Source organism: Nocardia puris (assembly GCF_036051655.1).
In the GTDB taxonomy this organism is placed as follows: Bacteria; Actinomycetota; Actinomycetes; order Mycobacteriales; family Mycobacteriaceae; genus Nocardia; species Nocardia puris.
This window is the reverse complement of record NZ_CP107943.1, coordinates 227,436-253,334: the sequence shown is the minus strand read 5'-3', so window position 1 is coordinate 253,334 and position 25,899 is coordinate 227,436. Positions and strand designations below refer to the sequence as shown.

The window sequence follows — 25,899 nt, the reverse complement described above, 5'->3', positions numbered from 1 at the left end:
GCGAGGTGTGGCGGTGCGCGTTCGCCCGGCGAGGTCCACATCGGGCGGCATCCGCTACCGCCCGCCGAGCCCGTTTCGGACCCCCGCGCGCGACGCGCCGCCTACCCTGGCAACGTCCCGCCGATCCAGTGAACGGAGTGTTCACCGTGACCGATTCTTTCGAATTCCCGGTCCGAGCCGACGAACGGGAGCCGCTCGCGCGCGTGGCGCGGTTGGCCGACGAATTCCGCGCCACCGCAGCCGAATTCGATGAGCGGGCGGAGATTCCCGTGGCTCACCTCGCGGCCCTGCACGAGGCGGGGCTCGATCGCGCCGTCCTGCCGGATCGGGTCGGCGGCACCGGGCTGAGCTATCGCGCGTTCGGCTGGGTGGTGCGCACGCTGGCCGCGGCCGACCCGTCGATCGCGACCATCTGGACCATGCACGCGGGGGCGGGGGTCGCGCTGGCGGAGATCACCGCCGAGACCATGGGTTCGTTCTTCGCCGAAGAGTTCCTGGCGGGCAAGCGATTCGCCAACGCGCTGAGCGAACCGGCCAGCGGCAACAGGTTTCTGCAACCGCAGCAGGTGGCCGAGCCGGGCGCGGGCGGCTGGACGCTGACCGGGGCGAAGCGGTTCGTCTCCGGCGCGGAGATCGCGGATTACCTGCTGGTGAACGCCCTTGTCGACGGTCAGCCGACCTTCTTCGGCGTGGTCCCCGACGACACGGTGTCGGTGATCCCGATCTGGGACACGCTCGGCCTGCGCGCCACCCGCAGCCAACTGCTGTCGTTCGACCGGACCGTGCTGCGCGCCGAATATCGCGGCAGGCGACCGGGTCCCGGCGATTTCGCGGTGATCCCGGCGGGCCTGCCCGCGATCTCCCTCGGCATCGCCGACGCGGCCCTCGACGCCCTGGTCGAGCACGCCCGGTCGCGCGAGATCCTGGGCGCGCCACTGGCTCACCAGCAGTGGGTGCAGTACGAGGTGGCCGACGTCCAGACCCGCCTCGCCGCCGCCCACGCCCTCTATGAGCGCGCACTCGACTTGGCGGACAACGCGATTCCCGCCGCGCTGCCCACCATGGGCCGCGCCAAGTACCTGGCCAACAAGGTCGCCGTCGACGTCGCCCAACTCGGCGTCCGCGTCGGCGGAGCCTCGGGATACCTGAAGCGCTCACCCATCCAACGCCACCTCCGCGACGCCGAAGCGGGCCAGCTCATGGCGTATTCGACCGAGGTGCTGGCGGGCGTCATCGGACGCGAGGTGCTGGGCGTCGAGGAGGGGTGAGCGCGCGGAGTGAGGTGCTGCAATTGGTGCGCTTCCGGCAACGTGCGGAATGGATCTGCCGAGTGAAACAGCCCACGGCACCGGGGAGACACCGACTACTCGCAAGGTGACCGGTCGGTCTCGACGCCGAGGTCGATGGCGGATTCCAGCCGGAGTGTCCGATTTTCTGCCTGCAAAGAGTGGGTTTGCCGGAGGGGAATCACGTAGTGGACTACGCATGCCCGGTGCGAACGGATCGGCAGAATCGGCCTCTCGTCAGGGGTTTCGAGTCGAGGGGGCCGGGTGTCGGGGTGTGACGAGGTGTTTTCGGCGGTGCCGCGCAACGAGCCGCCGCTGGGGGAGCCGCCGCGGCGGATGCGCTCGCGGGGAGCGTCGCGGATCGGTGACGGGTTGCGGATCGCCCTGCGGGAATCGCACGGGCCGGAGCGCGACCGTGAAGACGCCGCGGCCGCGCACACCTTCGCCGTCCAGGCCCTTCGCCTGCTGTTGGAGGTGCTGGACCGCCGCAGGCCACCCGCCCAGCTCGCCACGGTGGCCGAGCCGGCCGTGGTCGCGGCCGTCCGCACGCTCGCCGCGAGCGAACCCGAGGCCCGCCGCAAACTGGGCACCGCCGTCCTGGTCCGCGTCGACGCGATCCCGGTCGACGACCGCATCGCCGAGATCTGCGCGGGCTACGAACGCGGCCACCGCCGCTTCGCCCTCGCCGCCCGCGTCGTGCGCACCGGGCGCACATGGCGGTTGACCGCGGTGCGTGTGGGGTGAAGGAGAACACACCTCGGGTCCCGCGCACGTGATGCACCAGCGGATCCGTGCGACGCGGGCGCGTCGGGGGCGCGGGTGTGGCAGACTCTCGGCGACGGACGCGGCCGGTGGACGACCGTGTGGAAGGTGATGCGGGAGTTGGGATCGCGATGGAGTTGAGCGCGATCGAGCGCCAGGTGGCGGTGGATCGCAGTGCGGCGCGGGACCGGACGTTCGAGGCCGAGGTGCGGTTGGCCGCCTCGCTCGGCGAACTCGCCAAGGCGCTGCTCGCGACCAGGACCAACGGCGCGCCGCGCGACCGCACCACCGAGGCGCTGGCCCCGGCGCAGGAGTCCGTGGGCATCCGGCTGCACTGGCTGATCCAGGGCGAGGTGTCGGCGCGGTTCGCGGGCGAACTCCAGGACGCGCTGCGCGTCTTCGAGCAGGCCGCCCGCCAGACCGGGCACCGGGAACTCGCGGCCAGCACCATCCGCAACGCCTGCCACGCGTATCGCGAAGTGGCGCAGACCTTTCCACAGGTCGCGGGCATGTGCGCCGACGGTCTGGGCAAATGCGGCGTGTGGCTGGGCAGGCTCGACCAGGACGCCGCCGTGGCCGCCGCCGAGGACGCCGCGCGCATCCGCGCCGAACTCGCCTCCGCCAATCCCGATCTGGCGGGCAAGTACCTGGCCAGCCTCAGTACGCTGTTGCGCACCTTGATGATCGGCCGTTCCCGCAAGCAGGCGCTGTCGATGTATCGCGAGCGCTACGCGGCCTACACCTCGACCGGTATGTCGATCCGCTTGCGCGCCTGCGGAATCCGCGATCTCGACCTCACGCCGAAGTCGCTGAACGCGCTGCGCGAACTGGAGTGCCGCACGCTCGAGCAGGCGGGCAGGCTCACCCAGACCCAGATCCTGCGCAAGACCTCCGGCGACCTGTCCACCGTCGAGGAGATCAACTGGCGGCTCGCCCTGGTGGGCCTGCGCCCGCTCGTGCCGGGCGAGGACCCCGAGCCGCCGTCGATGCCGTTGGAGATCGGCCCCACCTTCGGTGCGCTCGCCGTGCGCTGTCCCGACCGCGACGCCATCGCCCAGCTGCGCGAGGCCGTCGCGGCCGCCTACGCCGAGGACGACATCGAGCTGGTGGACAGCTCCACCTATCTCGTCGCCGACGACGAGGACTGGGTGATCGGCCGCGCCGACTTCAACACCGCCCCCTCACTCGGCGACGATGTGGTGATCATCGAGATGTCCTACGGCGGCTGGGTCACCGTGATGAGCCTGAACTGGGAACTCGCGCCCGTGGGGAAACATCCGCTGGCGCTGCGTCTTTCGCGGCAGTGGCCGGTGGTGTCGGTGACCGTCACGGAGAACACCTCCTACGAGCTGTGCCGCTACGAGCAGGGCCGCGCCACCCAGTACGCCGCCCTCGGCCGCCCCAGCGGACCGGCCACCCTGGACGAACCGCTGGCGCCGTTGGATTTCGGCGTGCTGGCGGCGCACGGGGCGAACTTCGCGACCGAGAACAAGCTGCGCGCCGCGTTCGGCAACACGCAGTCGTTCGCGAACCTGACCTATCTGCCCTCGGCGGGCATCCGCCAGCTCCGCAAGACCATGCCGCTCATCGATCACGAACACGTGTTGTTCTTCCGCAAATCCGGGCGCCCCTGAAATGCGTGGCGCGGGCCGCGAATTCGAGTAGCGCGCTACGCGCGAACCACCCCCGCGCCCGGACCTACGCTCGTCGCAACGTTGGAAATGGTTCACGCCGCGACGAGCGCGGGTGCAAGGAACGACGTCACCGATCCAGCTCCGGCTGGGTACTTCCGGCGATCACGGTCGAGGGCCGCGCTCACCGGTGGCACGCTCCGATCCGGGACTTCCCGGCTCGGCGTCGGTGCGCTCTCGCTTCCTCGCCGGGCTGTCGGGTGGTGACGCGGGATCCATCGTGCGCGTGGTGTGTCGGGACCGTGCCCTGATTGTCGGGTGATGTTGTGTTGATCGTGTGCGCGCGGAGGCGATCATGTGTCGCGCTCGGACCGTTGCGCGGGCACCCGGTGATCGGGCCCGGTCACGTGGTGGCACCGGGGCGTGCGCCCGAAAAGCGCCCGGTGAAACGATCTCTGAACTACCTTTGACCTGGTGCGACACTGCACGGGGGTGGTGGAGTCGATCACGGTGTTCCTCGGTGCCGTGATAGGCGGACTCGCGCTCGCCACGCCCATCACCCTGGCGTGGGCGCGCGGCGCGACCACGCTGGAGATGGAGTTGGCCGCGCACAGCCTGCCGCGCGCCACCGCCATCGGGTGCGTGGTCGCGGTGGTGGTCGCGGTGTTCGTGAGCACGGCCGACTCGCCAATGGTGGCGTGGCTCATCGCGCTGGCCGCGATGACGGCCCTGCTGGTGAATTACCTGCTCGGGCGCGGATTCGCCGCGATCGCGCCGCTGAGCACGCTCAACTACATCGACTCCATGGCGGGCGGCGCGCTGCTCGGCGGGTTGCTGGCCGCCGTGCCCCTGCCGTCGTTCTCCGCCGCCGCGGGGGCGCTCGGTGCGCTCACCAGCATCGTGCTCGGGGATATGAGCGGCGCGCGTTACGAGCGGCCCGCGCGGCCGAGCGCGTGGTTCGTCGCCGAACCGCTCTCGCTGTGGTTGCTCGGTCCCGCCACGCTGCTGGTGGTGGTGTGCGCGCTGCGGAACCGGCGGCCGCGTCTCCCGCGGGTGATCGCCGTGGAGTTGCCGCTGCGGCCCATCGTGGCCGTGCTCGCGGTGATGACCGTGACGCTCGGCGGGTCGGAGTGGCTGGCCCGCCACGGCTCCTCGCCGAGCGCGGTCGCCCTCGTCGCGGTGGGAACGGTCGCGGTGGCCGCCGTCGCGGCGCTGCTGCTGCCCGATCGCGACGGCGTGCTGGTGCTGCTCGCGACGGCGGTGGCCGCCGCCGGCGGGGCCATCGTGCTGACGCCGCTCTCGATGTGGACGGTGCCGCTGCTGTTCGGCGCGACCGTGGGCGGCATGGTGCTCGGCACGCAGTGGCCGCACCCGATGGTCGCGCTGGGCGTGCTCGGTGCGCTCGGCCTGTTCGGCGCGCTCACCGCCGTGCCGCGCGAGACTCCCGTCGCGGCCGCGGGCACCGCGGGCATGGCGCTGGCCGTGGTGACGGGCTACTGCTTCACCTCGGCCGTCTCCGGCTACAGCCCGAGCCTGGTCCTCGCCATCGGCACCCTGTTCGTGCCCGGTGTGGTGGTCGCCGTGCGGGCCCGCGTCTTCGGCGGCCCGCTCGACGCCCCGCCCCGCGACAGCGACCCCGGCCTGCTGCTGCGCGCGGCCCCCGGCCTGACCGCGGTCTTCGTCACCGTGGGCTGCGCTTTCGCCATCACCCTCCTGTACCGCCTCCGCGAACCCGAATCCGCGCGCTCGGAAGGCCCGGCCCAGAGCGGCGGGGCAGCCCCGGCTCCGGGCTGAGCTGGGAGGCCGCCGTTGGGCGGCATCCGAACCGAGATCGTGGCCGCCCGATGGCTTCGGGCTGAGGTGTCGACACGCCCAGCCGAGGCCTCCGGCTCCGGGCTGAACGCGCCAGCTTCCGGCCGCGTCGCGGGCTCGGGAAGGACCTGGCACCGTCCTGGGAAGCGGTGCGGTGACTGTCGGCCGGGCGGATCGGCCCCAGGACCGGGTTACCTGCATGTCGCTGATCGGCAGGGCTGGGACCGGGATTCCGGGCGACACGGCCCGCGCGCCGTGCGCTAACGTCGCGGCATGCGGCTTCACGTGGGATGTGCGATGTGGACCCACGCGGCGTGGCAGGGCAAGGAGGTGGGGGCGGGGGAGAGGCTGCGGTGGTACGCCGAGCGGTGTGACGCCGTGGAGGGCAACACCACCTTCTACGCCACGCCGGCCCGGCGGACGGTGGAAACCTGGGCGGCGCAGACCGATCCGGATTTCCGGTTCGTGGTGAAGCTGCCCAAGACGATCACCCACGAGCGCAGGCTCAAGGACACCGACGCCGACCTGCGCGAGTTCCTGCACGCGATGGAACCGCTGGGCCCGCGCATCCACACCCTCTGGGCGCAACTGCCCGGTTCCTTCGGGCCGAACGATCTCGGCGCGCTGGCGCTGTTCCTGCGCGGATTGCCGGGTGAGTACCGGTACTGCGTCGAGGTGCGCCACCGTGCGTTCTTCGACGACGACCGCGCGGGCGCCACGCTGGAGAGCCTGCTCGGCCGCATCGGCGCGGAGTGGACGATCTTCGACACCACCGTCCTGTTCGACGGCGCACCGGTGACCGCCGCCGAACAGGAGGCGTGGTCGAAGAAGCCGCGCGTCCCCCGGCGCACCCGCGCGCTGACCGAGCATCCGATGGTGCGCTACCACGGCCGCGACGACCCCGAGCGCACCGTCGCGGGCTGGCGCCCCTGGCTCGACACGGTCGCCGGATGGTTGCGAGAAGGCCGCTCGCCCACCGTGTTCGTGCACACCCCCGACAACGCGTCGGCCCTCGACCTGGCCCGCCGCTTCCACGCCGAGGTCCGCGCCCGCGTCCCGGAACTCGACCCGCTGCCCGAGCCGGTCGAGCGCGATCCGATGACGCTGTTCTGATCCGCGTCAATCCCGCAGTCCGAGTACGGTATTCGCGAACTCCACGAACAGGTCCGCGTATCCGGGGACGGCGGCCGGGCCCTCCGCGATGACGATGCGGCGGGTCCGTTCGCCGATCGCCTCGGGCACCAGCGTGATGAGATCGTCGGCCAGCGCGGGCAGGTCCGGATCGGCGGCGCGGGCCTGGGCGTGGAAGATCCGGTACAGCTCGGCGAACCGGTCCACGGCCAGATCGCGGTAGGCCACCGCCGCCTGATCCACCTTGAACGACTCCACCAGCACCACCCGCGCGAAATCCGGTTCCCTGGCGACCATTTCGCAGTAGGCCACCACGATGCAGCGAATCCTGGTGCGCGCGTCGGCGCCGGGCGGCAACTGCGCCAGCTCCTCGGCGATCCTGGTGGCGACGATGTCGATGCCGGTGTGCACGGCCTCGACGAAGCAGTCCTCCTTGTTGGCGAAGTGCTCGTAGAACGTGCTGCGCGAAACCCGCGCCAGCCCCACGATATCGGTGAGGGTGGTGCTCGAATAGCCCTTGGCGTCCACGCTTTCGACCATCGCCGAGATGATCCGCCCGCGCTGCGAGGCGAGTACCGCTTCGCGTGCCGCGCGGTGCCTTTCGGCGAATCCACTGCGGGGTAGCGTCGCGGGGCGCACGATCGCCCGGTCCTGGCGCATATGTGCCTCCCTGTGTCGAACCCTGATCGGGGGAGCGCGGCCGCGCTCTCACGGCCGGTGCGTCGTTGCGTGGCTCCACCCGTCGGGACTATCGGTGGACGGCCCCGATTCGTTGCCACCCGTATGCCGGGCGATCACCCGCCGTACCTCTGGTGACCTGTCTGCGCCATTCGCCGGGCAATTCCGGCGCACCTGTGCAATCTTGTTATTGCGCAACGGTATTGATACGGAGGGTGCGGCGGTCATGGCGTCGGACACGTTCGAGCTCGGCGACCGCGGTCGCGCGCGCCGGTCCGGCCCGCGCCGGATCCGTCCCGGATCGTCGGTGCCGATGTGGCCGGGCATGATCGAGCCCCAGCCCGGACAACCGCTGCGCAAGCAGGCGCGCAGGCGGCCACCGCGCGGCCCGCGGCGGCCGTGGTTGGTGGGTGGCGCGACCGTGGTCGCGTCGCTGGCGGCGGTGGCCGTGGTGCTGGTGTACGCGGCGGCGGGGGCGGGCCCGAAACAGTCCGCGACCGTGGGGGATCCGGTGCTCGGCGGTGGTCCGGGGTGCGAGCCGACCAGAACCGAACAGATGGTGCGCGGCAACGGAACCGGCTCGCGCGACAGCGGCCCCGACGTGGTGCTGGCGTTCCAGTACGCCTACTACGTCACGCGATCCGGCGCGGACGCGCGGGCGGTCACCACCTCCGACGCGTCGGTGTCGAGCGAGGCGGTCATCGACGCGGGCATCGCCTCGGTGCCGCCCGGCACCGACCACTGCGTGCTGATCTTGCCGCTCCCGGACGGCCGGTTCGACGTGGTCATCACCGAATCCCGAGCCGACGAGCCCGCCCGCACCTACCGCCAGGTCGTCAGCGTCACCGAGGCGGGCGACGGGTTCCGCATCACCAAGATCGCCCGGCCCGACCTGTGAGGGTCGTCCGCGGGGAGCGGAAAATCGTTTGGGCCTGAACCGATCTCGCGTCGCGCGGTCCTCACCGCACCGGTTCGATCGGCAGGCGTAGGGCGGCGGGCGCCGTCGGCGGCACCACGGGGCGACGCGGCGGAATCGGCGCCAGACGCCGGTACGGCGCTCCCGCCGCGGGTCGCGGATCGGCCTCACCCTTGTTTGGCCACAAGGAGAGAGCGCGCTCGGCCTGGGCCGTAATGGTGAGCGACGGGTTGACGCCCAGATTCGCCGAGATGGTGGAGCCGTCGATGATGTGCAGCCCGGTGTAGCCGTACACGCGGTGGTACGGGTCCACCACACCGGTCTCCGGACTGTCTCCGATGACGCAGCCGCCGATGAAGTGACCCGTCATGGGAATTCCCAGCACCCCCGACGCGGTACCGAGCGGGAACCCGTCGATCTTGTCCGCCACACGGCGTGCCACCTCGTGCCCCGACGGCAACCACGTCGGATTCGGTTCACCCGCACCCTGTTTCGTCGTCATCCGGCGGCGCCCGAACCAACCGCGCGCGGTGTAGGTGGTGATCGAGTTGTCCACCGACTGCATCACCAGCAGCCCGATGGTCTGCTCCGACCAGTGGCGTGGAGAGTAGGCGCGCGCCAGATCGCGCCGGGCCCGCCACAGGGCGCGCAGCCAGCGCCGCACGCGTGGCATGTCACCGCTCACCAGCACGGTGGCCATGAGCGCGAACGCGTTGCTGCCGCGTCCGTAGCGCACCGGCTCCACGTGGGTGTCGGCGTCGGGGTGGATGGACGACGTGATCGCCACGCCCTTGGTGAAATCGGCGTCGTCGCGCCGGGTGCGCGCGCCGAGCAACTCCTCGGAATTCGTCCTGGACAACTTGCCCAGCATGGGTGAGAGGCCCGGCAGCGAACCGGTGTCGCGCAACCTGTGCAGCAGCCGCTGGGTGCCGAGCGCCGCGGCCGCGAAAACCACGTGCTCGGCGGTGAAATCGCGCCGCCCGGCCCGCACGACGCGGCCGGTGCGCCGGGTCGACACGGTGTATCCGCCGCCGGGCAGCGGGCGCACGTCGGTCACCGTGGTGAGCGGAAACACCTCGGCCCCGACCTTTTCCGCGAGGTAGAGGTAGTTCTTGACCAGGGTGTTCTTGGCGTTGTGCCGACAGCCCGTCATGCACTCGCCGCAGTGCGTGCAGGCCCGCCTGCTCGGCCCGACGCCGCCGAAGTACGGATCGGGCGCGTCCTGCCCCGGCCGCACGCCGTCACCGCCGAAGTACACGCCGACCGGTGTGTGCCGATAGGTGTCGCCGACGCCCATCTCCTCGGCTACCTCCCGCATCACCCGGTCCGACCGGGTGGTGGCGGGGTTGGTCGTCACGCCGAGCATGCGCCTGGCCTGGTCGTAGTGCGGGGCGAGTTCGGCGCGCCAGTCGGTGATGTGGCCCCACTGGCGGTCGGCGAAGAACCGGTCCGGCGGCTCGTAGAGGGTATTGGCGTACACCAGCGAGCCGCCGCCCACGCCCGCGCCCGCCATCACGAACGTGTCCTTCAGCAGCGCGAGCTTCTGGATGCCGTAGCACCCGAGGGCCGGCGCCCATAGGTATCTCTTGATACGCCACGAGGTTTCGGCGAACTCGTCGTCGCGGAAGCGCCTGCCGGCCTCCAGCACCGCGACGCGGTAGCCCTTCTCCGTCAGCCGCAGCGCCGACACGCTGCCGCCGAACCCCGAACCGACGACCACCACGTCGTAGTCGAATCCCATGGTCAGCACACCTTCCTCGCCGCGTTGGTATCCCCACGGTAGGGACGCCCGGCGCGGCGGTGGGACACAGCGACGGCCAACAAATCGGCATTTCCGGCCACCCCCCATCAACCCCTCACCCGCGCAGCGCGACCTCCGCGAGCGCGGTCCAATCGGCCAGCACCTGTTTGCGGCGGGCGCGGTCGCGGCCCACCATTTCGTCCAGGGTCGCGCCGCGCACCACGTTGATCGTCAACCAGAACGCCGATTCCAGGCGCTCCCTGGGGATTTCGGGTCCGATCAGCTCGGCGCAGCGGTCCTGCAACTCCACCGTGAGATCGTGCTGCACACGCAGCATCTCCCGGCGCAGCGCGCTCTCACCTGCGATGCCGACGTAGAGCTCCACGCAGGCGCGGCCCAGTTTGCCCGCGAACGTCGCCGTCACCAGCTCGACCAGGACGGCGCCCGGGGCCGTTCCCGCGGGCAGCGTGCGCAACCGCCGGTGCAGCGCCTGGCGCTGACGCTCGGTGAGGTGCCCGATCGCCTGGGTGAACAGCTCCTGCCGGGTGTGGAAGTGGTGCAGCTGCGCGCCGCGCGTGACGCCGGCGCGCGCGGTGATATCGGCGATCGAGGCGCTGCCCCAGCCGACCTCGGCCAGGCTGTCGATCGCCGCGTCCAGCAGCTGGGCGCGCGTGCGCAGACTCTTCTCCTGGTGCTTGTTCGGCGGCAGCTCGGAAACCATCGACCCAGTATAGGGGCAGAAAAATGCGTGCTGCATTGCATGTAATAAGATGTCGGTCGTACTGTAATCGGGTCCGACCACCCCGCCGTGGAGATGATGAGATGCCCGTCGAACGACTGTTGCCCACCGAGGACGCCCGCGATCTGCTCGAGCTCACCCGGGAGATCGCCGACAAGGTGCTCGAGCCCGACGCCGCCGCCTTCGAGAAGGAGGAGCGCTACCCGGCCGAGGCGTTCCGCGCGCTCGGCGCGGCGGGGCTGCTGAGCCTGCCCTACCCGGAGGAGTTCGGCGGCGGCGGCCAGCCCTACGAGGTGTATCTCCAGGTGCTCGAGGAACTGGCGGCGCGCTGGGCGGCGGTCGCGGTGGCGGTGAGCGTGCACGGCCTGTCGTGCCATCCGCTGTTCGCCTATGGCACGCCCGAGCAGCGCGAGCGGTGGTTGCCGGAGATGTTGTCGGGGAACGTGATCGGCGCGTACAGCCTGTCGGAGGCGCACGCCGGGTCGGACGCCGCGGCGCTGCGCTGCAAGGCCACGCCCGTCGAGGGCGGCTACCGCGTCGAGGGCACGAAGGCGTGGATCACCAACGGCGGCCGCGCCGACTACTACACGCTGTTCGCCCGCACGGGCGAGGGCTCGCGCGGCGTCTCCTGCTTCCTGGTCCCGGCCGACGCCGAAGGGCTCAGCTTCGGCAAGCCCGAGGAGAAGATGGGCCTGCGCGCCGTCCCGACCACGACCGCCGCCTACGACGGCGTGTTCCTGCCCGAGGAGCGGCGGATCGGCGACGAGGGGCGCGGGCTGCCGATCGCGTTCAGCGCGCTGGACTCCGGCCGGCTCGGCATCGCGGCCGTGGCGACGGGCCTGGCGCAGCGGGCGCTCGACGACGCCGTGGCCTACGCCAAGGAGCGAGAGGCGTTCGGCCGCAAGATCATCGACCACCAGGGCCTCGGATTCGTGCTCGCCGATATGGCCGCCGCCGTCGACTCGGCCCGCGCCACCTACCTCGACGCCGCACGGCGCCGCGACGCCGGCCTGCCGTATTCGCGGCAGGCCGGCGTCGCCAAGCTGGTGGCCACCGACGCGGCCATGAAGGTCACCACCGACGCGGTGCAGGTCTTCGGCGGCTACGGCTACACCCAGGATTTCCCGGTCGAGCGCTATATGCGCGAGGCCAAGATCACCCAGATCTTCGAGGGCACCAACCAGATTCAGCGCCTGGTCATCGCCAGGAACCTGGCGCAGGGCTGAGCTACAGGCGCCCGCCGCCACCCACCAGCCACGGGTTGAACGCGCAGTCCAGCGCCGGGTGGGTGGCCGGGTCCAGCGCGTTGAGCGCGATCGAGACCGAGCGCGGCGAGTACATCATCGTGAGGTGGTCGGAGAAGTCCTGTTCGCAGCCGGCCTGCAAGGTGATGTTGTGGACCGTCGCGCCCGGACCGGCCTGCAGGAACGTCCAGTCGTACGGGTTGGTGACCTCGTCGTAGCGCGAGCCCACCGCGGTGTACTCCACGCCGGGCACGGTGTCGCCGCCCGCGTTCAGCTCCGCGTAGAACGCCGAGCCGTGCGCCTGCTGGATATTGGAGATTCCGACGATCGGCTCGTAGAACCCGAGGATGTTCACGCCGAGGTTATTGATGACGCGGCCCAGCGTGGCGATACCCATCAGGCTGGTGCCGTGGTGGGTGGCGCCGAAGGTGATCAGCTTGCCCACCTTGCCCGCGCCGCCCTCGAGCTTCAGGTAGCGGTTGGCCACCGTGCCACCCTGCGAGTGCCCGACGATATCGACCTGTTCGGCGCCCGTCGCGGCGCGTACCCGCTCCACGAATTCGGCGAGCTGGCGCGAGGATTCCTCCATCGGGCCCACGCCATAACGACCGGGTAGCACGGTCCCGAGGCCGCCGCCCTCCAGCAGCCCGGAGCGCCCGAAGTTGAACGCGAACACGCAGTATCCGGCGCGCGCCAACTGCGGCGACATGTAGGAGAACGTGTCGAAGGCGTTGAGCCAGGTGCCGTGCAGCAGCACGACCGGGCGCGGGCGTTGCGCCGTGGGCTTGCAGTCCCAGCGGTTCGCGCCCTGCGGCGCGGCGTCGGGATTCAGCAGGCCGTGGGCGAACGCGGCGAGCGCCGCGGTCAGTTCCGGCCCTTCCCCGACGGCCGCGGAGGCGGTGCTCTTGGCCCAACCACTGCCGCTGGCCGAACCCGAGGCGCTGCCGGTGTCCACGATGGCCTTGGGCTGCCTGCCGTCGGCCGCGGGCATGAGCCCCGCCGAGAGGGTGTCGGCGAAGGCCGTGAGGGCTGGTTCCGAATCCGCCTGTGGCGCACCGGCGGCCACCCCCGAGCCGAGTCCGTGCGGGAGCGCCAGCCCCGCGATCATCGCGGCGCAGGCCAGCCCGCGCCGCGCTCGTTGCGTCGTTGCAAACATCCGTTACTTCCCATCCGATCGTCCGCGCGACCCGGGTGGGCTCGACTATGGCGTAGGGCACAATGTCGTTCGAATGTGATCAGGAGCACCCGGAAAGCGCGGTAACAGTAAATCTAGGAGCGGTCGAGCGCGTTCGTCACTGCACGGCCCGACGAAGTACTCGAACAGATGGTTGTCGCCCATGACAAAGTTTGGGCCACGGCAACGGACACGTTGAGCTCATCCCTGTACTCCGACACAATCGGCCCATGGTTGTCGCTCCATCCCCGGTCACCGGGAACGTTCCCCTGGTGACCCGTCTGCTCACCAGGTGGCCGCAGATCGCCGAGCGCATGCTCGCCGCCGGTCTCGGCGCCACACCGCCCGCCGCCGACCTGCCCGACGGGCATTTCACGGCGGAGGTCCTGCCCACCATCTACGCCTGCGGCCGCGCCGTGCTCCAGGCGATCGGGGAGCAGCGCGAGTTCACCAGGGCGGAGGTGGCGGCGTTCGTGGTGCCGGTCGCCGAGCGGCACGCCGAGGACCGCTTCCCGCTGGCCACCCTCATCGAGGCCATCCACGGGTCGGCGCAGTCGGTGCTGGCCGAGGCCGCCGCGCTGGCCACGCCCGAGGAGAAGGACGAACTCGTCACCGTCGGCTCGCGCCTGCTCGACCTGCTGATGCACATCAACCTGACCGTCGTGGACACCTACACCGAGGTCGAGCAGTCCATCTACAACGCCGAGCGCGAGGCGCGCCGCGAACTGTGTACCGCGCTGCTGCGCGGCCTGCCCGCCGACGAGCTCGCCGCCCGCGCCGACACCCCGCTCACCGATCGCTATACCGTCCTCGCCATCCACCTGCGCCCCGACCGGCAGTCCACCCCGGCCGCGGATCTGCTGGCGCGCAGGCGCATTCGCGTACTGCACCGCACCCTGGACGCGCTCACCAACGGCACCGCGCTCGTCGCGTTCGACGGCAGCGCGGGAATCGCGTTGCTCCCCAACCACTCCGAGGTGTCGGTCGCCGACGCCGCGCGCTACGCCGACCTGGCCACCGATCTCACCGCGCAGTTCGGCACGCCGGTGTTCCTCGCCGAATGCCGTGCCGTGGCGCGGCCGGGCCTGCCCGAGGCCGCTGAACAGGCCGCCGAGGTGGCCACGCTGGCGCGGCTGCTGGACCGGCCCGCCGGCCGCTACCACCTCGACGACCTGCTGCTCGAGTATCAGCTCACCCGTCCGGGTCCCGCGCGTGACCGGCTGGCCCAGCGCATCGCGCCGCTGCTGCGCAACCCGCACCTGCTCGAAGCGCTGGAGGCGCACCTGCAATTCGGCTCGGATCGCAAGGCGGCCTCGGCGCGGTTGCACGTGCACCCCAACACGTTCAGCTACCGGCTGCGCCGCATCGCCGAACTCACCGGCATCGACCCCGGCGAGCCGGGGAATTCGCGGATGCTGGCGGCGGCGCTCACCATCCACCGGCTCTACCCGGCGGCTGACATCGCTTGAGCCCGGAGGCGGTACCGCAGCGTCACCACGCAGGGATCCGACATCGCCTGAGCGGCAGCGCTATCCGGCCGCGGCCGACTTCTCCCGGTACATGGCCACATCGGCGTCGTGCAGGAGTTCGGCCGCGCTGCGGCGATCGTCTTCATAGCGCGTCGCGACGCCGATGGAGGCCCGCACGGAGAGCCGATGCCCCTGGGCCACAACGGGTTCGGCCACCGCCTCGGCCAGCCTGCGCAGCACCGGGTCGGGGTCGACGTCGGGACCGCGCAACACGACGAGGAATTCGTCGCCGCCGAGCCTGCCCACCAGATCGGTGCGGCGCACCCGGTAGCGCAGCCGCTGGGCGATGACGCGCAGCACCGCGTCGCCGACCAGGTGACCGTAGCTGTCGTTGACGGCCTTGAACCCGTCGAGGTCGACGAACAGCACGGCCGCCAGCGTGCTCTTCGGATCGGCCAGCGCGGTCTCCAGCTCCGCGAGCACGGTGGAGCGGTTGAGCAGGCCGGTCAGCTCGTCGTGGGTGGCCTGGTACTGCAATTCGCGCTGGCTGGCGCGGGTGGCGGTGATATCGGTGAACGAGGTGACCACCGGTGAGCCCCGGTCCAGCGGCTCGAGCAGCCGGCAGCTGCCCGCCAGCCAGCGCCTGCGGCCCGCGCCGTCGATACCGAACACGAACCGGGTGACCGGCTCGCCCGTGGCCATGGTGCGCGAGACCGGATGGTTCTCCACCGGCAGCGGCTCGCCCTCGGGATCGACCATGCGCAGCGGCAGCGCGGTGAGCTTCTTGCCCACGAGTCTGCCCGCGCCACAATCGAATATGCGCAGCGCGGCCGGATTGATGGACTCGATGCGCCCCTGCCTGCTGATCACCACCACGCCCTCCTCGAGCTGGGAGACGATCGCGGTGAAGTGCTGTTCCAGCTTGCGCTGCGCCTGTTCGGCCGCGTACTGGGCGCTCAGGTCGTGTAGCACCACTTGGTAGGCGCGCCGCCCCTGCCAGATGGTGAGCACCGAGACGGTCTGCACCGGGATCCGGGTGCCGTCGGCGCGCAGCAGCGTGATGACGGCGCGTTCGGAGGCGTCGCCGGTGCAGGTGAGTCCGTCGATGCGGGCCATGGTCGAGGCGATCGAGTCGGGCGCGATGAAATCGGCGACCGGGCGGCCCACGATCTCCTCGGCGGACCGGGCCGCGAGCAGCCGCACGCCCGCCGGATTCAGATAGACGATGGTGCCGCGCTCGTGCACGCAGATGGCGTCGGGGGAGTGCTCGATCAGCGAGCGGTACCGCTCGGCCGCCTGCTCCGCATCCCCCACCGAGGTGGTCTTCTCGTCCATGCGAATCCCCGTTCGTCGAACGACACGCGCGGTTGCGTCGATTTCCGCGACCCCGCCGGATCCGGTGATCGCCCACCCTGCGCCGCGATCCGAACGAGGTTGCCGGTGCTGCCATCCACTAGCCGAGAAAAGCTCAGAAAAAGAGACTAGATGGTATCGAATGGACAGGATACCGCTCACATCGAAGGTACAGCAATCGGCGCACCGCGCGCCGTCGACGCGGGCTGATCAGCGTCTTCACCGGCCGCGATCCCCGCATCCGGCGCACCTGTCACCGGGTCGCGCTAGCCTCGGGTCATGTGCCGAAACATCACCCCGTTGCGCGGGCTCGAGCCCGCGGCGACCACCGAGGAGATCGAGGCGGCGGCGCTGCAATACGTGCGCAAGGTCGGCGGGCTGTCGAGCATCTCGGCGGCCACCCGTCCCGCGGTCGACGCGGCGGTGGCCGATATCGCCGCGATCACCGCGCGCCTGCTCGCCGAACTGCCCGACCGCAAGGTGCCGCCGAAGACCGTGCCGCCGCTGCGCAGGCCCGAGGTGCAGGCGCGGATCGCCGCGCGCTCCTGAGCCCCAGCCCCCGGCGACCGGCCGTTGCGGCCCGGCCGCCGCACCCGCGTGAGCGCGACGACCGGCCGGCGCTCACAGCGAGCGGGCGATGATCTCCTTCATGATCTCGTTGGTGCCCGCGTAGATCATCTGCACGCGGTTGTCGACCCACATCCGCGAGATCGGGTACTCGCTCATGTACCCGTAGCCGCCGTGCAACTGCAGGCATTCGCTGGCGATCGACATGGCGCGCTCGGTGGTCCACCACTTCGCCATCGCCACCGTCGGGATGTCCAGTTCGCCCGCGATGTGCTTGGCGATGCAGTCGTCGGTGAACACCCGCGAGATCTTGGCCTCGGTGGCCACCTCGGCCAGCTTGAACTTGGAGTTCTGGAAGCCGAACACCGGCCTGCCGAACGCCTCGCGCTCCTTGGTGTAGCGCAGTGTGTGCTCGAGCGCGACCTCCATGCCCGCGGTCGCGCCGACGGCGATGATCAGGCGCTCCTGCGGCAGTTGCTGCATGAGCTGGATGAAGCCCTGGCCCTCCTGAGTGCCGAGCAGGTTCGACACGGGCACCCGCACGTCCTCGAAGAACAGCTCGGAGGTGTCCTGGCCCTTCTGGCCGATCTTGTCCAGCACCCGGCCGCGCCGGAAGCCCGCGCGCTCGGCCTCCACCAGGATCAGGCTGATGCCCGCCGCGCCCTGGGAGGTGTCGGTCTTGGCGACGACGATGATCAGATCGGCCTGGGAACCGTTGGTGATGAACGTCTTCGAGCCGTTGATGACGTACTCGTCGCCGTCGCGTACGGCCTTGGTCTTGATGCTCTGCAGGTCCGAGCCGGTGCCGGGCTCGGTCATGGCGATCGCGCCGACGGTCTCGCCGCTGGCCATCTTCGGCAGCCAGTGCTTCTTCTGCTCCTCGGTGCCGTAGGCGAGCACGTAGTGGGCGACGATGCCGTTGTGCACGGTCTGGCCCCACGAGGTGTCGATCGCCCTGGCCTGCTCCTCGATCAGCACCGCCTCGTGGGCGAAGGTGCCGCCGCCACCGCCGTACTCCTCCGGGATGGACAGGCACAGCAGGCCGAGTTCGCCCGCCTTGTTCCAGAGGTCGCGGTCCACGTGGTGCTGGGCGATGAACTTGTCGACGTTGGGGGTGACCTCTTTCTCGAAGAACGCGCGCGCGAGGTCGCGCAGCGCGTCGAGATCGTCGTTCATCCAACACGACCGGTAGGCGGCCATCGAGACTCCTTGGGCTCGGCGTACGACTGGCAATACTTGTGACCAGTATTTACGGGTACAGTGTGTACCATCACTCGCGACGAGACAAGAGCGGCGGCGAGATCGCGATACGGTGAGCCACGTGGGACGACAGCGCTGGACCGATACCGCCGAGACCCGCCGCTCGGGCGCACGCGGACCGGGTGGCGCGGAGCGCCGTCGCGCGCTGGTGGACGCGGCCATGGCCGCGATCGAGGAGCACGGCCCCGATGCCTCCATCGGGCTCATCGCCGACCGCGCCGGACTGGTCCGCACCCACGTCTACCGGCACGTCGCGGGCAAGGAGGAATTGGACCGCGCCGTGGCCCGTCGCGCCTACGAAGACCTCACCGCGCGCATCCGCGCCACCTTCGACACCGACGGCACGCCCATCGAGATCATCCGCGCGCCGATCGCGGTGCACGTCGGCTGGGCGGCCGAGCATCCGAACCTGTACCGCTTCCTGGTCGGTCGCGACTACCGGCGCGGCGGCGACCAGCCGCGCATCGGAGGCAGCGCGTTCGCCGCCGAGATCTTCACCGCCGCAACGCGATACATTCCGCGCTTCGGCGCCGACCCGGCCGCCGCCGAACGGCTCATCGTCGCGCTGGTCGGCCTCATCGACGCCTCGGTCCGCTGGTGGCTGACCCACGGCGGGGACGCCGCCGAGGTCCTCGCCGACCGGCTCACCGCCGAATCCTGGTTGCTCATCGACCATCACCTGCGCGCCGTGGGCATCGCACTCGACCCCGCGGCCCGGTTGCGGGACCTGTTGATCGCGGGCGAGGACTACCGCGGCGCGGGGGAGTGAGCGGAGCTCAGGCCCCGAACTTCTCCTGCGCGTCGGCCACGATGGCGTCCAGGCGCGCGTGATGCGCGCCCTTCCAATAGGTTTGGCCGCAGTCCAGGCAGCGGGCGAAGGTGTCGTAGGTCTGGCCCGTGCGGTCGGGGAGGTCGTCCACCTCGACCCGTTCCGCCGCGCGGAGCAGCCCGTTGCAGGTGGTGCAGCGCGTCCACGGGGTGAGCGCGGGCGCGAAGCGGGACAGCACGTCGTCTAGCTGGTCGACCGGCCGGTGGCTGTACACGTAAGCGCCGGCGAAGATCTCGCGCCTGCGCAGCAGCCCCCGGTCGCGCGAGAGCAGAACGCGGCGTTCGGCCGCCGACCGCGCGGCCAGCGCCGCGTCGCCGATATCGGGGTTCTCGTAGGCGGCGTCGATGCCGAGCAGTCGCAGCCGGCGCGCCAGCGTGCCGAGGTGGATGTCGAGCAGGAAGCGCGGCGGTTCGGCCAGGCGCTGCGGACGGGTGACGGCCCGCACCTCGAGCGTCTCGCCGTCGGCGGGGATGTGCCCGGCGCCGACCGGCGCGCCGTTCACCAGCAGCGCGCCGACCTCGGTGAGCGGCACGCCGAGTGACTCGACCACGTGTCCCGCGGTCGACACGCCGTCGATGCGCGCCGTCGTCGGCCCGGCGCGCCGCGCGGCGGGCACGAAAACCCCCAGTTCGGCGCCGAACGCGACCGTGATCTCCCCGGTACCCACCCCGCCAGCATGCCAGTGGGCAGCCGGGGCGACCACCCGATTGTTCAGCCGGCCCGGCGCTGCGCGGCGAACGCGACGAATTCCGCACGGAAGGCGAAGTACGAGTCGCGCAGGTCGGGGCCGGGCCAGTCGGCGGGCAGCAGGTCGGCGGGCAGCATCGGGTCCACGAGGATGTGGCGCACGGTGGCGGCGGCGACCTCGAACCGCTCGGCGATCGTGGTCGCGCCGGCCATGGCCGTCAGCAGCAGGCAGGCGTCGCGGGCCCAGTCGGCGGGGCGGAACAGGCGCTCGGACAGCTCGTGCGGGGAGTCCTCCGGGTGGCCGGTGAAGTACGTCAGCCGCCGCCGCGCGGCGGGCGCGAACGTGCTCGCGAGGTTCGCGGGCCGGGTCCACACGCCCTCGCGCACCTCGCCGAACTTGTTGGTGCGCAACGCCTCCCGGATCGCGGCGCGATCGGTCGAATCGTCGGCGCCCACGGTCACCACGGCCAGCCGCCAGGTCCCGTCCCACGGCTCGGCGGGCGGGTGCATGGCCTCGTCCTGGCGGCGCTGCCGGTCGATGAGCCGCGCCGAGAGCCGGTACGCGCTGTCGGTGCGCTCCAGATCGCCCGCCGCCACCATGCGGGTGAGCGCGGCCCGCACCGCCGACTCGCCGAGTCCGAGGCCGGTGGCGATGCGCACGATCCAGCTCACCGGCGCTTCGGCGGGGTGGGCGCCGAGCAGGGCGCTGAGGATCGCCGAGCGCGCGGTGAGCGTGCGCACCGGCGTCGAAGGCATGCGCCGATGCTAGTCGGCCGCGCGGGGCGGTTCGTACGGCCGGGCTATTGCAATAATTCAGCGCATAGGTGACCATGTGCAATATCGACGCCGTGGGAGAGCACACGCCCACGGCCGGTGTCGCGGCCCGGTTGCCGCGGCGACTACTCGGCGAGGAGTGACGCGATGGCGACGCACGAGGTGACCAATCAGGTTCCGCCCCTGGAGGATTACGACGCGGCCGAACAGCCGGTGATCCTGGAGGCGCTGCGCCGGGCCGGCGCGACGGACGCGCTGGACGACCTCCACGCCGTCGGGCGGATCGCGGGCAGCGCCGAGGCGCAGCGCCTCGGCGACCTGGCCGAGGCGCACCCGCCGGTGCTGCGCACGCACGACCGCTACGGCCACCGCGTCGACGAGGTCGAGTACGACCCGGCCTATCACCGGCTCATGGACCAGGCCGTCCGCTTCGGCCTGCACGGCGCGCCGTGGGCCGACCCGAGCCCGCACGCGCACCTGGTCCGCGCGGCGAAGATGAGCGTGTGGGGCCAGGTCGACGCCGGGCACGGCTGCCCGATCTCGATGACCTACGCCGTGGTCCCCGCGCTGCGCGCGAATCCGGAGCTGGCCGCCGCCTACGAACCCCTGCTCGCCGCAAGGGAATACGACTTCGGCCTGCGCGTGCCCTCGGCGAAACGCGGTCTGATCGCGGGCATGTCGATGACGGAGAAGCAGGGCGGGTCCGACGTGCGAGCCAACACCACCGCGGCCGTGCCCTCGCTCGACGGCTCCTATCGGATCACCGGGCACAAGTGGTTCACCTCGGCCCCGATGTCGGACTTCTTCCTGGTCCTGGCGCAGGCGCCGGGCGGGCTGTCCTGCTTCTTCGTCCCGCGCGTCCTGCCCGACGGCACTCGCAATACCTTCCGCCTGCAACGCCTGAAGGACAAGCTCGGCAACCACTCCAACGCCAGCGCCGAGGTCGAGTACGAGGACACTGTCGGCTGGCTGGTCGGCGACGAGGGGCGCGGCGTGCCCACGATCATCGAGATGGTCAACCTCACCCGCCTGGACTGCACGCTCGGGTCGGCGGGCGGGATGCGGGTGGGCGTCGCGGCCGCGGCGCACCACGCCGCGCACCGCCGGGCCTTCGGGGCGCACCTGGCGGACCAGCCGCTCATGCGCAACGTGCTGGCCGATCTGGCCGTGGAGGCCGAGGCGGCCACGACGGTCGGCCTGTGGCTGGCCGAGCTCACCGACCGCGCCGTGACGGGTGACGAGGCCGCCGACCGGCTGCGGCGGATCGCGCTGGCCGTCAGCAAGTACTACGTGTGCAAGCGCGGCCCGATCCACGCCGCCGAAGCGCTGGAATGCCTGGGCGGCAACGGATACGTCGAGGAGTCCCGGATGCCGCGCCTCTACCGCGAGGCCCCGCTGCTGTCGGTGTGGGAGGGCTCGGGCAACGTGGCCGCGCTGGATGTGTTGCGCGCCATGGCCAAACAGCCCGACACGCTCACCGCCTTCTTCGCGGAGGTGGAGGCGGCGGCGGGCGCCGACCGGCGCCTGGACGCGGCGGTCGCCCGATTGCGCGGGCAGTTCAGCGATGTCGACACGATCCAGTACCGCGCGCGGCGCGTCGTCGGCGAGATGGCGCAGGTGCTGCAAGGGTCGCTGCTGGTGCGTTTCGGTCACCCCGCCGTGGCGGACGCGTTCACGGTGAGCAGGCTGGGCGCCGACCGCGGCGACGTGTTCGGCACGCTCCCGTCCGGCGTCGACACCGCCGCGATCATCGAGCGCGCCACGCCGAAGCTGTCCTGACCGCGAATCGAAGGAGATCCGTTGAGCGACAACGCCGATCACGCGGGCGCTCGGCCCGCCGCCTGGTACGAGGGCCTCACCGAGGGGCCGGACTCGCTGTTCGCCGACCGCGAGCGCGCCGAACCGGAGATCGAGTACCGCACGCTGACCTATGAGGTGGACGGCCGGATCGCCCGCATCACCTTCAACCGTCCCGAGCGCGGCAACGCCATCACCTCCGACACCCCGGTCGAGCTGGCGGCGGCCGTGGAGCGGGCGGATCTGGACCCGCGCGTGCACGTCATCGTGGTGTCGGGGCGGGGCAAGGGTTTCTGCGGCGGATACGACCTGTCGATCTTCGCCGAGGGCGGCGGACTCGCGATGGACGGTCCCGACGAGGCGACGGGCACCGTGCTCGACCCGGTGGTGCAGGCGCGCAACCACAATCCTTGGGGCACTTGGGATCCGGTGGTCGACTACCAGATGATGAGCCGCTTCAACCGCGGCTTCTCCAGCCTGCTGCACGCCAACAAGCCGACGGTCGCGAAACTGCACGGCTTCGCGGTGGCGGGCGGCACCGATATCGCGCTCTACGCCGACCAGATCATCTGCGCCGACGACACCAAGATCGGCTACCCGCCCACCCGCGTGTGGGGCATTCCCGCCGCGGGCATGTGGGCGCACCGCCTCGGCGATCAGCGCGCCAAACGCCTGCTGCTCACCGGCGACTGCCTGACGGGCAAACAGGCCGTCGAATGGGGCCTGGCCGTGGAATCGTGCCCGGCCGAGGAACTCGACGAGCGCACCGAGGCGCTGCTGGCCCGCATCGCGCGGATGCCGATCAACCAGCTCGTCATGGCCAAACTCGCGCTCAACAGCGCGCTGCTGGCCCAGGGCGTGGCCAACTCCGGCATGATCAGCACCGTCTTCGACGGCGTCTCGCGCCACTCCCGTGAGGGCTACGCCTTCCAATTGCGTTCGGCCACCGTGGGTTTCCGCGAGGCCGTGCGCGAACGCGACGAGCCCTACGGCGACTGGAAGCGCGAGAGCCCCCGGCCGCCGACTCCGTGAGCCCGCCTCAGTCGGGCAGCCGGCGCATCTCCACCAGGGTGAGGCCGAGGTTGTCGATCATCGCCAGCACGGCGCGCATGGCGGTCTGATCGGGGACGGGTCCGTGCAGGGACGTCGCGCACGGACACGAGGTGGCGGTCAGCTCGGGGAACGCGGCCCGCGCGCGGTCGGAGAGTTCGCCGTCGATGATGAACTGATAGCGGACGGCCATGGCACTCCTCTCGCGGCGCGAACGTGTGCGGGTGATCACCGAGTCTGCTCCGGACGGCGGCCTGGTGCCTCACACGTCGCGGATGAGATCACCGCTCAGAGCAGGCCGCTGCGGCGGGCGTGATCGAGGGCCGCGACGCGGGAGTTGGTGCCGAATTTCGTGTAGATCGCGCGCATATGGGTTTTCACGGTGTTGATCGAGACGCCCAGGTCCTCGGCGATCTGCTGGGCGGTGCGCCCCGAGGGCAGATGCTGGAGCACGGTCGTCTCGGCGTCGGTGAGTCCGGGCCGAGTGTGCCCGTGGTGGGCGGACGGATGCCTGCGCACCAGATCGGCGAACGCGTCGCGGCGGCCCAGCCGGCCCGAGTACACGTCCAGCAGTTCGATGGCGGCGGGCACGTCCAGGAACGGGCGCACCAGGTGATCGGGTTCGGCCCGCCGCAGCGCCTGCTCCAGCCCGCCGCGCGCCTTGCCGGTGGTGCCGAGCCGGTGCTGCGCCGAGGCGTACAGCAGCCACGCGACCACCGCGGTGCGCGCATGCAGGGCGTCGAGGATGCCGAGCAGCGGCTCGATCGCGCCCAGCACCGCCTGATCGTGCTCGGCGGCGTCGGCCAGCATGGCCCGGGCCACCGTGAGGTCGGGCAGGTCGCCGAACTGGCGGTGCGCGCGGTTGGCCAGCAGGTGCGCGGGCCGCGCCTCCCCGGCGTTGAGCAGGGCGGCGACGACCTGCGCGACGAGGGTCGCGGTGGCGGCGGGCACCGGCCGCTCGTCCAGCAGCAGGTGCGTGGTGTGCCGCAGCGCGTCCACGGCGGCGGGCCGGTGGCCGCAGCGCGCGGCGTCGACCATCAGCGCGATCGTGTGGCCGTGCCAGCCCGCCAGCGGACTGTGCGATCCGTCTTGGCCGGTGCGCGCGGCCAGGGCGCCGTCGAGGTGGCGGGCGTCGGGTACCTCGCCGCGCAGGTGGGCGGCCAGCGCCGAGATCGCCATGACCTGCGCGGCGTCGGTGGTGCCGGTCAGGTGGTGCTCGGACGCGACGGCCAGGGCACGGTCGGCGCGCTCGCGCATCGAGGCCGTGGCGTCCCTGGCGGTCGCGACGAACGCCAGCCGGGTCAGCGCGCGCAGCGCCAGCCGGGGGTGGCCGGTGTGGTTGGCCAAGGTCAGCGCGCCGAGCAGCCGCTCCTCGGCCCGGTGCGGGTGACCCTCGACCAGCAGCGCGGTGGCCGACTGGATCGCGAGGTAGCCGTCGATATCGGGGTGACCCGTGACGGCGGGCGCCGCGGTGGACACTTCGCCCAGCCGGGCGCCGGAGGCGGCGAACAGGTCGGCCGTCACCGCGACGGCCAGGGCGTCGACCCAGTCCGGCGGCGCGAAGGACGGGTGCGCCGACCGTCGCGCATCGGCCACGTCGAGCAAGTTGCGCGCGTCGGCGGTGCTGCCGTGGAACAGCGCGTCCAGCACCCGCAGCAGCCACACGAACGGGTCGTCCAGCGCGGTGGGCAGGCGCCGGTGCAATTCGTCGAAGACGGCGGGCCCGTCACCCTCCAGTACCAGCGCGACACCGCGCTCGGCGAGGTATTCGTGCAAGTGCGCGGGGTCGGGTACGGACAGCAGGTGGGTCACGGCCTGCCGGTGCGAGCCTGTCTCGCGCAGCGCCCGCGCCGCGCGCAGGTGGAGTTCGCCGCGCGCGCCGGCGTCGAGCCGGTTGGCCTCGGCCAGGAAGTACGCGCGCAGCATCGGGTGGTAGGCGAACCAGATGTCGCCGTCGCGCACGACCGAGGTGAGCGGGAAACTCATCCGGTCCAGCTCGTAGAGCGCGTGTCCGGCGCCGCCGCCCGTCAGCTCGTCGGCCAGCCGCTCGGTGAACGCGGCCGGAACGCTGGTGTAGGTGAGGAACATGCGCAGCGAGGGCGCGAGCGCGGAGATGAGTTCGCCCACCAGGAAATCCGACACCGCGTGCGGCGGGCGGGCCAGGGTGGCGAGCGCGGCGGCCCGGTCGCGCGCGGTGGACAGGTAGATGGCCGCGATCCGCACCAGGGCGGCCCATCCCCGGGTGAGCGCGGTGACGGTGTCGAGTTCGGCACCGTCGAGGTCGCAGCCGTGCTCGCGGCACAGCGCCTCCACTTCACCGCCGTCGAGCGCCAGATCCTCGGCGCCCCAGCGCACCAACTGTTCGGGCAGGCCCGGCAGATGCCACCGCAACGGCGGATCGAACCGGCCCGAGATCACGGTGGTGACACCGGGAGGCGCGTGGAGCAGGAAGTGTTCGAGTCCGGCCAGTTCCAGTGGCTCGGTGATCAGGTGGGCGTCGTCGAGGACGATCACGAGCGGGTCGCCGCGCGTGGCGAGCGCGTCAACCAGGGCGGCTGCCTCCGAACCCGGCGCACCGAGCGCGCGTTGCGGCGCGGGCATGCCGAGCCCTTCGCGCAGCGCCGACCACAGCGTGCCGTCGCCGTCGGGCTGCTCACCGAGGGCGACCCACACCACCTCGCGGACCTGCCGGGTGCCCGCCCACTCGGTCAGCAGGACGGTCTTCCCGCTGCCCGCCGGCGCGCACAGCAGCAGCGCCCGGTGGCGCGGGGATTCGGCGATCGCGTCGAGCCGCCGCAGCAGCGCCGGCCTGGTGATCGGCGCGAAGGACAGTGCCGGCAGTGGGGAGAGGGCCGCGCTGCCGCGGGTCGTGCGTAGATCGGGGCCGTGTGAGCTGGCCACCGTGCCTCCTGGACCGAGTGCCGACTTGTCGCGCCTGGCTCAGGAATTTACCGGATGGAATTACTTCTTGGTCGTCACGACCGATCTTGTTATCGGGT

The 25,899-nt window shown here is 71.4% G+C and carries 22 protein-coding genes; 12 read left to right on the top strand and 10 right to left on the bottom strand.

The genetic code is table 11. The annotated features are described in order from the left end of the window. Nucleotides 1-146: 146 nt before the first annotated feature. The 5 genes from OHB21_RS01030 (at nucleotide 147) to OHB21_RS01010 (ending at nucleotide 6,604) form a co-directional block, all read left to right on the top strand. Nucleotides 147-1,268, top strand: coding sequence for an acyl-CoA dehydrogenase family protein (locus tag OHB21_RS01030; protein WP_067508795.1), 1,122 nt, complete (start codon nucleotides 147-149; stop codon nucleotides 1,266-1,268). A 312-nt stretch (nucleotides 1,269-1,580) separates the two neighbouring features. Beyond that, entirely contained in the window at nucleotides 1,581-2,030 is a 450-nt protein-coding gene (locus tag OHB21_RS01025; protein WP_195125655.1) for an Rv3235 family protein, read from the top strand. 149 nt (nucleotides 2,031-2,179) lie between these two features. Further along, a complete protein-coding gene (locus OHB21_RS01020) occupies nucleotides 2,180-3,682 on the top strand; it encodes a hypothetical protein (RefSeq protein WP_195125656.1) in 1,503 nt (500 codons plus the stop codon). Between the two features lie 471 nt (nucleotides 3,683-4,153). Beyond that, nucleotides 4,154-5,473, top strand: a complete 1,320-nt coding sequence (locus OHB21_RS01015; RefSeq protein WP_195125657.1) for a hypothetical protein — start codon at nucleotides 4,154-4,156, stop codon at nucleotides 5,471-5,473. Between the two features lie 315 nt (nucleotides 5,474-5,788). Further along, nucleotides 5,789-6,604 carry a DUF72 domain-containing protein gene (locus OHB21_RS01010; RefSeq protein ID WP_195125717.1) on the top strand — a complete coding sequence of 272 codons (816 nt, stop codon included), beginning with the start codon at nucleotides 5,789-5,791 and terminating at the stop codon, nucleotides 6,602-6,604. 6 nt (nucleotides 6,605-6,610) lie between these two features. On the opposite strand, the gene OHB21_RS01005 is transcribed toward OHB21_RS01010, so the two are convergent. Continuing rightward, complete coding sequence (locus OHB21_RS01005; RefSeq protein WP_067508684.1) at nucleotides 6,611-7,282, bottom strand: TetR/AcrR family transcriptional regulator; 672 nt, start codon at nucleotides 7,280-7,282, stop codon at nucleotides 6,611-6,613. 244 nt (nucleotides 7,283-7,526) lie between these two features. On the opposite strand from OHB21_RS01005, the gene OHB21_RS01000 reads away from it, so the two are divergent. Continuing rightward, on the top strand, nucleotides 7,527-8,198 hold the full coding sequence (locus OHB21_RS01000) for a hypothetical protein (protein WP_228791176.1): 672 nt from the start codon (nucleotides 7,527-7,529) through the stop codon (nucleotides 8,196-8,198). 61 nt (nucleotides 8,199-8,259) lie between these two features. On the opposite strand, the gene OHB21_RS00995 is transcribed toward OHB21_RS01000, so the two are convergent. Continuing rightward, complete coding sequence (locus tag OHB21_RS00995) at nucleotides 8,260-9,957, bottom strand: GMC family oxidoreductase (protein ID WP_067508791.1); 1,698 nt, start codon at nucleotides 9,955-9,957, stop codon at nucleotides 8,260-8,262. A gap of 115 nt (nucleotides 9,958-10,072) precedes the next feature. Further along, the gene (locus tag OHB21_RS00990) at nucleotides 10,073-10,678 is read right to left on the bottom strand and encodes a TetR/AcrR family transcriptional regulator (protein ID WP_067508682.1); all 606 of its coding nucleotides are present in this window, start codon (nucleotides 10,676-10,678) and stop codon (nucleotides 10,073-10,075) included. A gap of 101 nt (nucleotides 10,679-10,779) precedes the next feature. Between OHB21_RS00990 and OHB21_RS00985 the strand changes: the two genes are divergently transcribed. Continuing rightward, complete coding sequence (locus tag OHB21_RS00985; RefSeq protein ID WP_067508680.1) at nucleotides 10,780-11,922, top strand: acyl-CoA dehydrogenase family protein; 1,143 nt, start codon at nucleotides 10,780-10,782, stop codon at nucleotides 11,920-11,922. A 1-nt stretch (nucleotide 11,923) separates the two neighbouring features. Here the strand turns inward: OHB21_RS00985 and OHB21_RS00980 are convergent, their stop codons facing one another. Continuing rightward, on the bottom strand, nucleotides 11,924-13,096 hold the full coding sequence (locus OHB21_RS00980; RefSeq protein ID WP_067508678.1) for an esterase/lipase family protein: 1,173 nt from the start codon (nucleotides 13,094-13,096) through the stop codon (nucleotides 11,924-11,926). 248 nt (nucleotides 13,097-13,344) lie between these two features. Between OHB21_RS00980 and OHB21_RS00975 the strand changes: the two genes are divergently transcribed. Then, nucleotides 13,345-14,583, top strand: coding sequence for a PucR family transcriptional regulator (locus OHB21_RS00975; protein ID WP_067508676.1), 1,239 nt, complete (start codon nucleotides 13,345-13,347; stop codon nucleotides 14,581-14,583). Nucleotides 14,584-14,643: 60 nt separating this feature from the next. On the opposite strand, the gene OHB21_RS00970 is transcribed toward OHB21_RS00975, so the two are convergent. Then, entirely contained in the window at nucleotides 14,644-15,918 is a 1,275-nt protein-coding gene (locus tag OHB21_RS00970) for a sensor domain-containing diguanylate cyclase (protein WP_195125658.1), read from the bottom strand. 297 nt (nucleotides 15,919-16,215) lie between these two features. On the opposite strand from OHB21_RS00970, the gene OHB21_RS00965 reads away from it, so the two are divergent. Then, nucleotides 16,216-16,485 carry a DUF2277 domain-containing protein gene (locus OHB21_RS00965; protein WP_067508672.1) on the top strand — a complete coding sequence of 90 codons (270 nt, stop codon included), beginning with the start codon at nucleotides 16,216-16,218 and terminating at the stop codon, nucleotides 16,483-16,485. Nucleotides 16,486-16,557: 72 nt separating this feature from the next. Here the strand turns inward: OHB21_RS00965 and OHB21_RS00960 are convergent, their stop codons facing one another. Continuing rightward, nucleotides 16,558-17,703: an acyl-CoA dehydrogenase family protein gene (locus tag OHB21_RS00960; RefSeq protein ID WP_067508670.1), complete on the bottom strand. Its 1,146-nt coding sequence runs from the start codon at nucleotides 17,701-17,703 to the stop codon at nucleotides 16,558-16,560. Between the two features lie 121 nt (nucleotides 17,704-17,824). On the opposite strand from OHB21_RS00960, the gene OHB21_RS00955 reads away from it, so the two are divergent. After that, complete coding sequence (locus OHB21_RS00955) at nucleotides 17,825-18,532, top strand: TetR/AcrR family transcriptional regulator (RefSeq protein ID WP_084537558.1); 708 nt, start codon at nucleotides 17,825-17,827, stop codon at nucleotides 18,530-18,532. A gap of 7 nt (nucleotides 18,533-18,539) precedes the next feature. Here the strand turns inward: OHB21_RS00955 and OHB21_RS00950 are convergent, their stop codons facing one another. After that, nucleotides 18,540-19,259 (bottom strand): Mut7-C RNAse domain-containing protein, encoded by a 720-nt coding sequence (locus tag OHB21_RS00950; protein ID WP_067508668.1) that lies wholly within the window; start codon nucleotides 19,257-19,259, stop codon nucleotides 18,540-18,542. Nucleotides 19,260-19,303: 44 nt separating this feature from the next. After that, a complete protein-coding gene (locus OHB21_RS00945; protein ID WP_067508666.1) occupies nucleotides 19,304-20,035 on the bottom strand; it encodes a PaaX family transcriptional regulator C-terminal domain-containing protein in 732 nt (243 codons plus the stop codon). A gap of 165 nt (nucleotides 20,036-20,200) precedes the next feature. On the opposite strand from OHB21_RS00945, the gene OHB21_RS00940 reads away from it, so the two are divergent. Further along, nucleotides 20,201-21,832: an acyl-CoA dehydrogenase family protein gene (locus OHB21_RS00940; RefSeq protein WP_195125659.1), complete on the top strand. Its 1,632-nt coding sequence runs from the start codon at nucleotides 20,201-20,203 to the stop codon at nucleotides 21,830-21,832. 21 nt (nucleotides 21,833-21,853) lie between these two features. Continuing rightward, a complete protein-coding gene (locus OHB21_RS00935; protein WP_067508662.1) occupies nucleotides 21,854-22,882 on the top strand; it encodes a crotonase/enoyl-CoA hydratase family protein in 1,029 nt (342 codons plus the stop codon). Nucleotides 22,883-22,889: 7 nt separating this feature from the next. On the opposite strand, the gene OHB21_RS00930 is transcribed toward OHB21_RS00935, so the two are convergent. Together OHB21_RS00930 and OHB21_RS00925 are read right to left on the bottom strand one after the other, a co-directional pair. After that, nucleotides 22,890-23,093, bottom strand: coding sequence for a hypothetical protein (locus tag OHB21_RS00930; RefSeq protein ID WP_067508660.1), 204 nt, complete (start codon nucleotides 23,091-23,093; stop codon nucleotides 22,890-22,892). A gap of 95 nt (nucleotides 23,094-23,188) precedes the next feature. Continuing rightward, the gene (locus tag OHB21_RS00925) at nucleotides 23,189-25,801 is read right to left on the bottom strand and encodes a LuxR C-terminal-related transcriptional regulator (RefSeq protein ID WP_195125660.1); all 2,613 of its coding nucleotides are present in this window, start codon (nucleotides 25,799-25,801) and stop codon (nucleotides 23,189-23,191) included. Nucleotides 25,802-25,899: the final 98 nt, after the last annotated feature.